This window comes from Hydrogenophaga sp. NFH-34 (assembly GCF_021401345.1).
Classification (GTDB): domain Bacteria; phylum Pseudomonadota; class Gammaproteobacteria; order Burkholderiales; family Burkholderiaceae_C; genus Hydrogenophaga; species Hydrogenophaga electricum.
The window spans coordinates 162,488-174,645 of record NZ_JACBGE010000002.1 but is presented as its reverse complement, the minus strand read 5'-3'; the positions used below and the strand labels follow the sequence as shown (position 1 = coordinate 174,645).

Sequence of the window (12,158 nt, the reverse complement as noted above, 5' to 3'; positions counted from 1 at the left end):
GATGAATGACCTGTCCTGGCCCACCTTCGGGGCTTGGCGCGAGCGCCAGCAACAAGCGGTGGAAGCCGCGCTGTCCCGCTGGGTGTGTGCCGATGCACCCGCCGGGCTGGGTGACGCCATGCGCTATGCGGTGCTCGATGGTGGCAAGCGTCTGCGTCCGCTGCTGGTGCTGGCCGCGGCCGAGGCCGTCGGTGGGTTGCCCGAAGCGGCCTTGCGCGCCGCGTGCGCGGTGGAGCTCATTCACGCCTATTCGCTGGTGCACGACGACATGCCCTGCATGGACAACGACGTGCTGCGCCGGGGCAAGCCCACCGTGCACGTGCGCTATGGCCAGGCGCAGGCCCTTCTGGCCGGTGACGCGCTGCAAGCCCTGGCGTTTGAACTGATGTTGCCCGACGACGGGTCTTTGCCGCCCGCCATGGCGGCCTCGCTGTGCCGGCAATTGGCACGGGCTGCGGGCGGGCAGGGCATGGCCGGTGGGCAGGCGATCGACCTGGCCAGCGTGGGCCTGGCGCTGGACCAACCGGCCCTGGAGGCCATGCACCGGCTCAAGACCGGTGCCCTGCTGCAGGCCAGCGTCACCATGGGCGCTTCCACAGGGCTGGCCGACGCACCCACGCAGGAGGCGCTGCGCCGTTATGGCGCAAGCATCGGCCTGGCGTTTCAGGTCGTTGACGACATTCTTGACGTGACCGCCGACTCCGCCACGCTGGGAAAAACGGCAGGCAAGGATGCCGCTGCCGACAAGCCCACGTTTGTTTCGCTGATGGGGCTGGACGGGGCCCAGGCCTACGCAGACCGCGTGCTGGGTGAAGCCCACGCCGCGCTGCGCGAGAGCCGCCTGCCGCAGGCCGACCATCTGCACGCGCTGGCCGACTGGGTGGGGCGGCGCACGCACTGAACAGGGAGGGGCGCTGGCGTCCCTGAAAACCACATGAGCTCCTTGCTTTCCACGATCGAATCCCCCACCGACCTGCGGCGCCTGCCCCGCACCCAACTGGGCCCGCTGGCGCAGGAGTTGCGCGCCTACCTGCTCGACAGCGTGTCGCGCACGGGCGGGCATCTCAGTTCCAACCTGGGCACGGTGGAGCTGACGGTCGCGCTGCACTACGTTTTCAACACGCCGGAAGACCGGCTGGTGTGGGACGTGGGGCACCAGACCTACCCGCACAAGATCCTGACCGGCCGGCGCGACCGCATGCACACGCTGCGGCAATGGGGCGGCATCAGCGGCTTCCCGCGCCGCGATGAGAGTGAATACGACACCTTCGGCACCGCGCACTCGTCCACCAGCATCTCGGCCGCGCTGGGCATGGCGCTGGCGGCCAAGATGAAGGGCGAAAGCCGCCGCTCGGTGGCCATCATCGGCGACGGTGCCATGACCGCCGGCATGGCTTTCGAGGCGCTGAACAATGCGGGTGTGGAAACCGGCCGCCTGCTGGTGATCCTCAACGACAACGACATGTCGATCTCGCCGCCGGTGGGAGCGCTCAACCGCTATCTGGCCCAGCTCATGAGCGGGCAGTTCTATGCCGCGGCCAAAAATGTGGGCAAGTCCGTGCTCAAGGGGGCGCCGCCGCTGTTCGAACTGGCCAAGCGGCTGGAAGAGCATGCCAAGGGCATGGTGGTGCCGGCCACGCTGTTCGAAAAATTCGGCTTCAACTACATCGGTCCCATCGATGGGCACGACCTCGAATCGCTGATCCCGACGCTGGAGAACATCCGGCATCTGATGGACAACGACAGCGGGCCGCAGTTTCTGCATGTGGTCACGAAAAAAGGGCAAGGCTACAAGTTGGCCGAAGCCGATCCGGTGGCCTACCACGGACCGGGCAAGTTCGATCCGGCGGTGGGGCTGGTCAAGCCTGCCACACCGCCCAAGCCCACCTTCACCCAGGTATTCGGGCAGTGGCTGTGCGACATGGCCGAGGCCGACACGCGTCTGGTGGGCATCACACCGGCCATGCGCGAAGGCTCGGGCATGGTCGAATTCCATCAGCGCTTCCCGGGGCGTTACTTCGATGTCGGCATCGCCGAGCAGCATGCCGTCACTTTTGCCGGCGGTCTGGCCTGCGAAGGCATGAAGCCGGTGGTGGCCATTTATTCGACCTTCTTGCAGCGGGCGTACGACCAACTGATCCACGACGTGGCCTTGCAGAATCTGCCCGTGGTGTTCGCGCTGGACCGCGCCGGCCTGGTGGGCGCTGACGGGGCGACCCACGCCGGCGCCTACGACATCGCCTTCGTGCGCTGCATTCCGAACATGGCGATGGCCTGTCCGGCCGACGAGGCCGAATGCCGGCAACTGCTGTCGACCGCGTTCGCGCAAAACCACCCGGTGGCGGTGCGTTACCCACGCGGGGCGGGCATCGGCGCCCAGGTGCCGGCCGGCCTTGAAGGTTTGCCGTACGGCAAGGGGGAGGTCCGGCGCCAGGGGCGTCGTGTGGCCATCCTCGCGTTCGGTCCGTTGCTGCACCCGGCCCTGGCAGTGGGTGAGCGCCTGGGGCTGAGCGTGGCGAACATGCGCTGGGCCAAACCGCTGGATACCGACCTGCTGCGCGAGCTCGCCCGGAGCCACGAAGCCCTGGTCACGGTGGAAGAGGGGTGCGTGCAGGGAGGCGCAGGCAGTGCGGTGCTGGAAGCCTTGCAAGCCGAAGGCCTGTCCCTGCCCGTGCTCTCACTGGGTTTGCCGGATGTGTTCACGGAACATGGCGATCCGGGCCGCCTGCTGGCCGATCTGGGGCTGGATGCCGCCGGCATCGAGCGTTCGATCCGCGCGCGTTTCGGTGCCTTGCTGATCGATGGTGCCAACGATCTGAAAGCGGCCTGAGCAGCGCGCTTGTGAGAAGGTTTCAATGACCTGTTGAGGTTTCTGCGTTGGCTTGCGCCGGGCTTTCACCAAGCTTGCAGAACCCTGAAGGCTGGCCGTGACGGCGTGTGTTTCGAGGGAAAACCCGACAGTTGACCCCGAACCCGCTCCCTAAAATGCCCCGGACTGTTGCAAGTCACCCGTCTGCCGTTGCGCGATGAACGCACAACGGTCAGGCAAGCAAGTCCAACGCCATTACGGAGTCAACTCACATGGATCGTCGTTCCATCATCAAGCATGCCGGTATCGCGGGTGTGCTCGCCGCCGGTGTTGCGCCGGCCGTGCAAGCCCAGGCCACCATTCGCTGGCGCCTGACCTCGAGCTTTCCCAAGTCGCTGGACACCATTCATGGCGCGGCCGACGTGTTCGCCAAGAAGCTCAACGAAATGTCGGGCGGCAAATTCTCCGTGACCGTGCACGCTCCGGGTGAACTCGTGCCGGCGCTGGGCGTCGTGGACGCTGTGCAGCAAGGCACGGTCGAAGCGGGCCATACCTGCCCGTACTACTACGCCGGCAAGGATGCGACCTTTGCAATGGGCACGGCCATTCCCTTCGGCCTGAACAGCCGCCAGCTGACGGCCTGGTACTACGACGGCAACGGCCTGAAGCTGTTCCGCGAGTTCTACGACCAGTACAGCATCATCAACTTCCCGGGTGGCAACACCGGTGCCCAGATGGGCGGCTGGTACCGCAAGGAAATCAAGACCCTGGACGACATCAAGGGTCTGAAGATGCGCATCGGCGGCTTTGCCGGCAGCGTGCTGACCCGCATGGGTGGCGTGCCGCAGAGCATTCCCGGCGGTGAGATCTACCAGGCGCTGGAAAAGGGCACCATCGACGCGGCCGAGTGGATCGGACCGTACGACGATGAAAAGCTGGGCTTCCAGAAAGTGGCCAAGAACTACTACTACCCCGGCTGGTGGGAAGGTGGTGCCCAGGTCGACTTCTACATCAACAAGGCGGCCTTCAATGCACTGTCGCCCGAGTACAAGGCGATGGTCGAAACTGCGGCTTCGCACGCCCACGTCACCATGCAGGCCATGTACGACGCCCGCAACCCGGCGGCGCTCAAGCGTCTGGTGGCCGCTGGCGCCAAGGTGCTGCCGTTCCCGAAGGCGGTGATGGATTCGGCGTTCAAGCACTCGATGGACCTGTACAAGGAACTCACCGACTCCAATCCACACTGGAAGAAGATCTACACGGACTATTCCAACTTCCGCAAGGACCAGAACCTCTGGTTCCGCTTCACCGATGCCCAGTTCGACCGCTACATGCAGTCGGCCAAGCTGTAAGCGGTCCCGCCTGCCGTTGGCTGCAAACCCCGCGTGTGCGGGGTTTTTTGTGCAGTGGCCGACGGCAGGTCGTCAGCCTTTGAACAGCCGCCCACATCGCGGCCATCGTAGACTGCTGGGTTTGCGATTTTCCCGTCCCTGAGGGGAACCTTTATGACTTTCCTGCTTAAGCTATCTCGGCTCATCGACGCCTTCAGCCACTGGGTCGGCAAGCTGACCATGTGGCTGATCCTGGCTTCCACGCTGATCAGTGCGGGCAATGCCGTGGTGCGCAAAGTGCTCGGCACCAGCTCCAACGCGTGGCTGGAGATCCAGTGGTACCTGTTCGCGGCCGTTTTCATGCTCGGGGGCGGCTATGCCTTCCTGCGCAACGCGCACGTCCGCATCGATTTTGTTTCCAGCAAGTTCAGCCAGCGTACGCGCAACTGGATCGACGTGCTGGGGATCGTGGTCTTCCTTGCCCCGTTGTGCATCCTCATGATGATCGAGGGCTGGCCGGTGTTCGCCCGTGCCTGGGCCTCCGGGGAGGTGTCGCTCAACGCGGGGGGGCTTATCCGCTGGCCGGTGTACCTGCTGATTCCGGCGGGTTTTGCCTTCCTGTTGCTGCAGGGGTTCTCGGAACTCATCAAGCGCCTGGCCTTTCTGACCGGATCCGGTCCGGACCCGCTGGACCACACCGGGCCGAGTGAAGCCGAAATGCTGGCCAAGCAGATTGCCGAAGCCGAGCACCAACACGCCGCCGTGGCACCCAAGACCACCCACTGAGCGAGACGGACATGACCGAACTCATTGCCAACCAGTTCGTCCCGCTGATGTTTGCGGGCCTGCTGTTTTTCCTGCTGACCGGATTCCCGGTCGCCTTTGCGCTGGCGGCCACGGGCCTCTTCTTCGGTTTCATCGGCATGGAGGTGGGGCTGTTCCCGTCCAACCTGTTCCAGGCCCTGCCGCTGCGGGTGATCGGCATCATGCAGAACGAGACGCTGCTGGCGATCCCGTTCTTCACCCTGATGGGCATCATTCTCGAACGCAGCCGCATGGCCGAGGACCTGCTGGCCACGGTGGCCCAGGTGTTCGGGCCGGTACGCGGCGGGCTGGCGGTGGCGGTGATCCTGGTGGGGGCGCTGCTGGCGGCCACCACCGGCGTGGTCGCGGCGGCCGTGATCTCCATGGGCCTGATCTCGCTGCCCATCATGCTGCGCTACGGCTACAACCGCACCATCGCGACGGGCACCATCACCGCCTCGGGCACGCTGGCCCAGGCCATTCCGCCCTCGCTGGTGCTGATCGTGCTGGCCGACCAACTGGGCCGTTCGGTCGGTGACATGTACAAGGGGGCGCTGATTCCCGGTCTGATGCTGGTGGGCCTGTACCTGCTCTTCATCGCCGGGGTGGCGATTTTCCGGCCCAAGTGGGTGCCGGCTCTGCCCCCTGAAGCGCGCATCTATCGCGAATCCAGCGGTGCCTCCGGGCACGTGTCCCTGCTGGTGCTGCTGGCCATCTGCGCCGCCGCGAGCTGGTTCTGGGGCATGAACCACGAAGCCATCATCAACCCGATGATCGGCCGCGAGATGCCGCCGGCGGGCGATGAAGTGGTGATCATGTCCATCACCGTGGGCTCGTTCCTGGCGCTGGCGCTGGCCCTCGTGAACCGGCTGCTGCGCCTGGGGCTGCTGTCCAAACTGGCCGAGCAGGTGACCTTCGTGCTGATCCCGCCGCTGGTGCTGATCTTCCTGGTGCTGGGCACGATTTTTCTGGGGGTGGCCACGCCCACCGAGGGCGGCGCCATGGGCGCCGTCGGGGCCCTGATCATGGCTGCCGGCCGCCGCACGCTCAGTGTGTCGCTGCTCAAGGAAGCGGTGGAGAACACGACCAAGCTGTCGATCTTCGTGCTGTTCATCCTGATCGGTTCGACCGTGTTCAGCTTCACCTTCAATGCGGCGGACGGCCACATCTGGGTGGAGCATCTGTTCGACAAGCTGCCGGGTGGCCAACTGGGCTTCCTGCTCTTCGTGAACCTGCTGGTGTTCGTGCTCGGGATGTTCATCGACTTCTTCGAGATCGCGTTCATCGTGATTCCGCTGCTGGTGCCGGTGGCCCAAAGCATGGACATCAACCTCATCTGGTTCGGGGTGCTGCTGGCCATGAACATGCAGACCTCCTTCCTCACACCGCCGTTCGGGTTTGCGCTGTTCTACCTGCGCAGCGTGGCGGCGCGCGAGGATTACACCGACGAGGTGACCGGTGAGCGCATCCCGGCCGTTACCACGTCACAGATCTACAAGGGCTCGATCGCGTTCATCATCCTGCAGCTCATCATGGTGTCGGTGATCCTGTTCAACCCGGGGCTGGTGCTGGGCAATCTTGACAAGGCGGTCAAGGTCGATGATGCACAGGTGATGGACATGCTCAACAACATGCAGGATCTGCAAATGGGTGGCGAGGAAGAATCCCACGAGGCCGGCGCGGCTCCCACGCTGGAGCCCCCGCCTGCTGCCGAGGAAGCGGAACCCGAAGATCCGACCAAGGCGCTCGAAGAGTCGCTCAAGAAGACCGAGTGAAGGACTGGAACCCCTGATGCAGATCGATGTGAAGATCCTGGACCGGCGTCTGGCCGGGCAGTTGCCGTCTTACGCCACGCCGGGCAGTGCCGGCCTGGACCTGCGCGCTTGCCTGGAGGCGCCGCTCTCACTGGCCCCGAATGCCTGGCAACTGGTGCCGACCGGGCTGGCCATTCACCTGGCCGATCCTGGTTATGCGGCGCTGATCCTGCCGCGCTCGGGCCTGGGTCACAAGCACGGCATCGTGCTGGGCAATCTCGTGGGTCTGATCGACAGCGACTACCAGGGCCAGCTGATGGTCAGCGCCTGGAACCGCAGCCCGACCCCCTTCACCATCGAGCCGATGGAGCGCATTGCCCAGTTGGTCGTCGTGCCCGTGGTCCAGGCGCGTTTCCACGTGGTGGACGAGTTTGCCGCCCCCTCAGAGCGCGGTGAAGGCGGGTACGGATCGACCGGTCGCGGCTGAAATCGCCAGGCCGTGGTGAAAAAACCCAGAGCCCGTGAGGGCCCTGGGTTTTTTCAATGCAGGGTGCGCGGGGGCGTGTCGGCGGGCGGGTCGATGTGGGCGCGGAAGAAGCCAGCGCCGAGGGTGCCACGGCCCACTTCGGCCACTTCGGCTTCCCGCACGGCATGCACCTTCAGTTTCAGGCGCAGGGCAATACCGGCCAGCGGGTGGTTGCCGTCCAGCACCACATGATCGGGATAGATGTCGCTCACGAAGTAGAGGCGGTCGCGCGGCGCGGCGGGATTGCAGCCTTCGGGCAGGCCTTCGAAGCCCATGCCCTCTTCGAGGTCGTCAGGAAACAGCTGGCGCGGCTCCAGAAAGAGCAGCCGGTCGTCGTAGTCACCGAAAGCGTTTTCCGGTTCGAGGTGCAGATCGAGCACGTCGCCGGCCTCATGCCCCTGCAAGGACTCTTCGATGCGGGCCAGCAGGTCGGCGCCGCCGACGAGGAATTCCACCGGCTCGTCGAGCACGTCCAGTTCTTCGCCCAGGGTGTCCTTGAGCGTCCAGGTGAGTGAAACGACACATTGCGGGGTGATTTTCATCGGACAATTGTCCCATGACAGCTGTGTCCCTTTCCCGCGCCGGCCTCGTCGGCGACCTGGCGCTGCCCACCCCTTTGCTGGGCGGCCTTTCTCCCCAACAGTTCATGCGGCGTCACTGGCAGAAGAAGCCTTTGCTCGTGCGCGGTGCCATTCCCGGCTTTCAGCCACTGCTTTCGCGGGCGGCGCTGTTTGCGCTGGCGGGTCAGCCGTCGGTGGAGTCGCGCCTGATCGTGCACCGCGACGCGGGCTGGCAACTGCGCCACGGTCCTTTCGCGAAAGGGGCCTTCCCACCCTTCAAACAGCCGCGCTGGAGCCTGCTGGTGCAGGGGGTGGATCTGCATGTCGACCCGGTGCACGAACTCATGCAGCGCTTTCGCTTCGTACCCGACGCGCGGCTGGACGACCTGATGATCTCCTGGGCCAGTGATGGCGGCGGGGTCGGGCCGCACTTCGACAGCTACGACGTGTTCCTGCTGCAGGCCAGTGGCGAGCGGCTGTGGCGCATCGGCCGCCAGAAGGACTTGTCGCTGGAGCCTGACGTGCCGCTGAAGATCCTCAGCCACTTCGTGCCCGAAGAAGAGCATCTGCTGCAGCCGGGCGACATGCTCTATCTGCCACCACGCTGGGCCCACGACGGGATCGCCGTGGGGGGTGACTGCATGACCTATTCCATTGGCTTCCGGGTGCCGCAGCGCGCGTCGCTCGCGGGTGAGCTGGTCCAGCGCATGGCCGACGCGTTCGAGGACGAGACCTTGTACCGCGATCCCGCGCAGGCGGCCACGCCCACGCCCGCAGCCGTGCCGGACGCGCTGCACGCCTATGCCGCCGATGCGCTGCAGCGCCTGCTCGCCGATCGCCGCTCCCTGGCCTGCGCCCTGGGCGAGGCGATGACCGAGCCGAAACCACAGGTCTGGTTTGACGAGCCGACCGGAGACTGGCAGCCCGGGGCGGTGGCGCTGGATCGCCGTACCCGCATGATGTATGACGCCGACCACGTGTTCATCAACGGCGAGAGCTTTCGCGCTGGCGGTGCCGATGCCCGCCTGATGCAGCGACTGGCCGATCAGCGCTCGCTGGCCGCCGGCGACGTGCTGCGTGCGAGCGAGGCGGTGCGGGCCATCCTGCAGGACTGGTACGAAGCCGGCTGGTTGCGGCAAGGCGCTTGACGCCGCTGCCCCTGCCGTGTCAGATGGCGAGTCCGGACCCGCAGCAGGAGCAGGCATGCCACCGACCGATTCCACCCCGTCACCGTCCCTTTTGCCGGAAGGCCGCATCGTGGGCCGCGAAGACTTTGGCGCGATCGTGCGACAGGCCCTGCAGGCAGCCGCGTCGGAAGGCTGGCAGCAACTGCTGCTGAGCGATACCGACTTTGCCGACTGGCCGCTGGGTGAGCGTGCGGTGGTCGAGGCGTTGAACGCCTGGTCGCGCACCGGGCGCACGCTGCAACTGCTGGCCCGCGAGTTCGACACGCTGCGCCAGCGGCATCCGCGCTTTGTCGGCTGGCGCACCACCTGGTCGCACATCGTCGAGGCCCGCGCGTGCCGGGGTGCAAGCGGCGAGGGTGTGCCCAGCGCGATCTGGACCCCCGCGTGGACGCTGGAGCGCATCGACCCGGAGCGCTCGGTGCTGGTGGCCAGTCGCTCTCCCGAACGCAAGGTGGCGTTGCGCGAGCGGCTGGACGCCTTCTGGCTCAAGGGCAGTCCGGCTTTCCCGGCGACGGTGCTTGGCCTGTGACATTCCCCACAGTGGCGCGGCGTGGGCACTGCATCGCGGTGTGAACAAAAGAAACAGCGGCTACCGATGGATGGGAACCTGCGTCCTGGGAGGTACATTGCGTGCACGTCCCGGGTTGTGCGCGCGCCGGGAAGCGTGAACCCCTGCGGCGGCAAGCAGGTCTTGCCGCCGCAGGGGCCGAGACAACAGCGCGTTTTTCATCCAAGGGATATCTCATGAAGATCACTTTTTTGTGTGCCAGTTTGCTGGCAACTGCCGCTTTGGTGGCCTGCGGTCAAAAGGAAGAACCGGCGCCCGCAGCCGCTTCGGTGGAGGCGGTGAAGGAAAACGCGGCCGCAGCCGTCGAAGCGACCAAGGACACCGCTGCGGCGGCCGTGGACGCGACCAAGGAAGCGGCCGGCCAGGCCGTGGAAGCGACCAAGGATGGCGTGGCCGCTGCGGCAGACGCGACCAAGGAGGCAGCTGACAAGGCGGCCGGCGCCACCAAGGACGCTGTGGAAGCGGTCAAGGACGCCGTCAAATAATCCGGGCCTGCGAGCCCAGAAAAAAAGCCGCTCCCTGAGCGGCTTTTTTGTCGGCGGATACCCGCGCGGGTTATTTGAGATCGTCTGCCAGCAACTGGGCAATCCGGCGGGCGTTTTCCGACGATGCCGGTTGCCCCTGGCCATCCAGCACGGTGACGGCGGCCGTGCTGCCGGTGCTGCGCACCTGGATGCGGTAGCGGTCCGGGCCCTGGGCAGCGGGTGTGCCGCTGAACAGCCGGCTGAAGAAGCCCGGCTTGGCGGTCTCGTTGGCACCCGCGGGCATGTAGCGCACGAAGTACACGCCCTGGCTGCGGTCGCGGTCTTCCACGGTGAAGCCGCTGCGGTCCAGCGACAGGCCGACACGGCGCCAGGCGCGATCGAAATCGCCTTCCAGCTGCACCGTGGGCACGCCGTTTTCCGTCACCACGCGGGCAGCGGGCGGCGTCGACGGCGCGGTCGCCACGGCGGCTTTGGCCTGTGCCTCGCTGGCGCCGAGCCGGACCATCAGGCGGCGCAGGAATTCGGCCTCCAACTCCGGATCGGCCGCACGCGGCTGCCACACGGTCTGCTCTTTCTGGCTGCTGGTGTAGACCTCTTCCAGGCCACGGTGGCTGATGTAGATCTCGGTGCCCCCGCTGGCATTGCGTTCCAGACGGGTGCGGAAGCGGTCGCGCTCGCCCGTGGAGTACAGGTTTTCAAACACCTTGCCGATGGTGGAGCGGATGAAGTCTTGCGGAATCTTGGCCCGGTTCTCGGCCCAGTCGGTTTCCATGATGCCGAGGTTCTGCTGCTCCAGCTGCAGCAGGAAACCGTTTTCTTCCCAGAATTCCTTCACCGGTGCCCAGAGCTGGTCGGCCGGGCGGTTGACCACCAGCCAGCGCTGCGTGCCGGCACGTTCGATGCGCACGTCGCCGAGGCTGGCGGCTGCCGTGTTGCCGGCAGTGGCCTGGGCGGCCGTCGGCTGCGCGGCCTGGTAGCTGTTGGCGCTGACCGCATCGCCCGGCACCTGGAAGCGCGGGTCACGGCTCAGCTGGGTCAGATCGGGCGGCACCGCCAGCGTATTGCCCCGCTGGGCGGACTTGTAGTCGATCTTGTCTTCCTGCAGCACGCTGCAGCCACCGAGCAACGCGGCGGCCATGGCCAGGGTGCCCAGGCGGGAGGGGCTGCGCAGGAGACGGGATTCGGTGAGACGCATGGAAAGCTCTGGTTGGTGAGTTCGGGAAAGAGCGACGGGCCGCCGGGCAGCTCAGTCGATCAGGCCACTGTCTTTGAGCGCGGCTTCGACCACCGGTTCCAGGTGGGCGCTCATCGGTGTCAGCGGCAGGCGCATGGTACCGCCACACAGACCCATGCGTTCCATGGCCCACTTCAGCGGAATCGGGTTGGCTTCGACAAACAGGTTCTTGTGCACCGGCATCAGGCGCATCTGGATGTCCATGGCCTTGCGCGCATCGCCAGCCATGGCGGCCACGCACAGCTCGTGCATCAGGCGCGGGGCCACGTTGGCGGTCACGCTCACGTTGCCCTGGCCGCCACACAGCATCAGCGCCACGGCGGTGGGGTCGTCGCCCGAATAGAGCGCGAAACCTTCGGGCTTTTCACGCACCAGCCATTGCGCGCGCTCGATGTTGCCGGTGGCTTCCTTGATGCCGACGATGCCGGGCACCTGCGACAGGCGCAAGGCGGTGTCGATGGACATGTCGGCCACGGTGCGGCCGGGCACGTTGTACAGAATGATGGGCAGGTCGCCAGTGGCCTCGGCAATGGCCTTGAAGTGCTGGAACTGGCCTTCCTGGGTCGGCTTGTTGTAGTAGGGCACGACCTGCAACTGGCAGTCGGCGCCCACGCTGCGCGCGAATTTGGCCAGCTCGATGGCTTCGGCGGTGGCATTGGCGCCGCAGCCGGCCATGATGGGCACGCGGCCGGCCGATTGCTCGACCGCCACGCGGATGATCTCGCAGTGTTCTTCCACGCTGACTGTGGGCGATTCGCCGGTGGTGCCCACGACGCCGATGCAGTCGGTGCCCTCGTCGATGTGCCAGTCGATCAGCTTGCGCAGGGTGGGGTAGTCGACACTGCCGTCGGGCAGGAAGGGGGTGACGAGAGCAACGATGCTGCCGGTGATGGTCTTCAT

The 12,158-nt window shown here is 65.9% G+C and carries 12 protein-coding genes; 9 read left to right on the top strand and 3 right to left on the bottom strand.

Features of this window, described 5'->3' with window-relative positions; genetic code table 11:
• The first annotated feature begins 1 nt into the window (after position 1).
• From L0977_RS02735 to dut, 6 genes are all read left to right on the top strand, one after another.
• On the top strand, positions 2-901 hold the full coding sequence (locus L0977_RS02735; protein WP_234263165.1) for a polyprenyl synthetase family protein: 900 nt from the start codon (positions 2-4) through the stop codon (positions 899-901).
• A gap of 33 nt (positions 902-934) precedes the next feature.
• On the top strand, positions 935-2,830 hold the full coding sequence (gene dxs / locus L0977_RS02730) for a 1-deoxy-D-xylulose-5-phosphate synthase (RefSeq protein WP_234263164.1): 1,896 nt from the start codon (positions 935-937) through the stop codon (positions 2,828-2,830).
• 251 nt (positions 2,831-3,081) lie between these two features.
• Positions 3,082-4,161 carry a TRAP transporter substrate-binding protein gene (locus L0977_RS02725; protein ID WP_234263163.1) on the top strand — a complete coding sequence of 360 codons (1,080 nt, stop codon included), beginning with the start codon at positions 3,082-3,084 and terminating at the stop codon, positions 4,159-4,161.
• 153 nt (positions 4,162-4,314) lie between these two features.
• The gene (locus L0977_RS02720) at positions 4,315-4,926 is read left to right on the top strand and encodes a TRAP transporter small permease subunit (protein WP_234263162.1); all 612 of its coding nucleotides are present in this window, start codon (positions 4,315-4,317) and stop codon (positions 4,924-4,926) included.
• 11 nt (positions 4,927-4,937) lie between these two features.
• Entirely contained in the window at positions 4,938-6,719 is a 1,782-nt protein-coding gene (locus L0977_RS02715) for a TRAP transporter large permease (RefSeq protein WP_234263160.1), read from the top strand.
• Positions 6,720-6,735: 16 nt separating this feature from the next.
• Positions 6,736-7,185 carry a dUTP diphosphatase gene (gene dut / locus L0977_RS02710; protein ID WP_234263158.1) on the top strand — a complete coding sequence of 150 codons (450 nt, stop codon included), beginning with the start codon at positions 6,736-6,738 and terminating at the stop codon, positions 7,183-7,185.
• 53 nt (positions 7,186-7,238) lie between these two features.
• Here dut and L0977_RS02705 read toward each other — a convergent pair whose 3' ends face one another.
• Positions 7,239-7,766, bottom strand: a complete 528-nt coding sequence (locus L0977_RS02705; RefSeq protein ID WP_234263157.1) for an FKBP-type peptidyl-prolyl cis-trans isomerase — start codon at positions 7,764-7,766, stop codon at positions 7,239-7,241.
• Positions 7,767-7,780: 14 nt separating this feature from the next.
• On the opposite strand from L0977_RS02705, the gene L0977_RS02700 reads away from it, so the two are divergent.
• The 3 genes from L0977_RS02700 to L0977_RS02690 all read left to right on the top strand — a co-directional run bounded on the left by L0977_RS02700 (position 7,781) and on the right by L0977_RS02690 (position 10,024).
• Entirely contained in the window at positions 7,781-8,932 is a 1,152-nt protein-coding gene (locus L0977_RS02700; protein WP_234263156.1) for a JmjC domain-containing protein, read from the top strand.
• 55 nt (positions 8,933-8,987) lie between these two features.
• On the top strand, positions 8,988-9,500 hold the full coding sequence (locus L0977_RS02695; protein ID WP_234263155.1) for a hypothetical protein: 513 nt from the start codon (positions 8,988-8,990) through the stop codon (positions 9,498-9,500).
• 215 nt (positions 9,501-9,715) lie between these two features.
• Positions 9,716-10,024, top strand: coding sequence for a hypothetical protein (locus L0977_RS02690; protein WP_234263154.1), 309 nt, complete (start codon positions 9,716-9,718; stop codon positions 10,022-10,024).
• A gap of 70 nt (positions 10,025-10,094) precedes the next feature.
• Here the strand turns inward: L0977_RS02690 and bamC are convergent, their stop codons facing one another.
• On the bottom strand, positions 10,095-11,219 hold the full coding sequence (bamC, locus tag L0977_RS02685) for an outer membrane protein assembly factor BamC (RefSeq protein ID WP_370465184.1): 1,125 nt from the start codon (positions 11,217-11,219) through the stop codon (positions 10,095-10,097).
• A gap of 51 nt (positions 11,220-11,270) precedes the next feature.
• The gene (gene dapA / locus L0977_RS02680; protein ID WP_234263153.1) at positions 11,271-12,158 is read right to left on the bottom strand and encodes a 4-hydroxy-tetrahydrodipicolinate synthase; all 888 of its coding nucleotides are present in this window, start codon (positions 12,156-12,158) and stop codon (positions 11,271-11,273) included.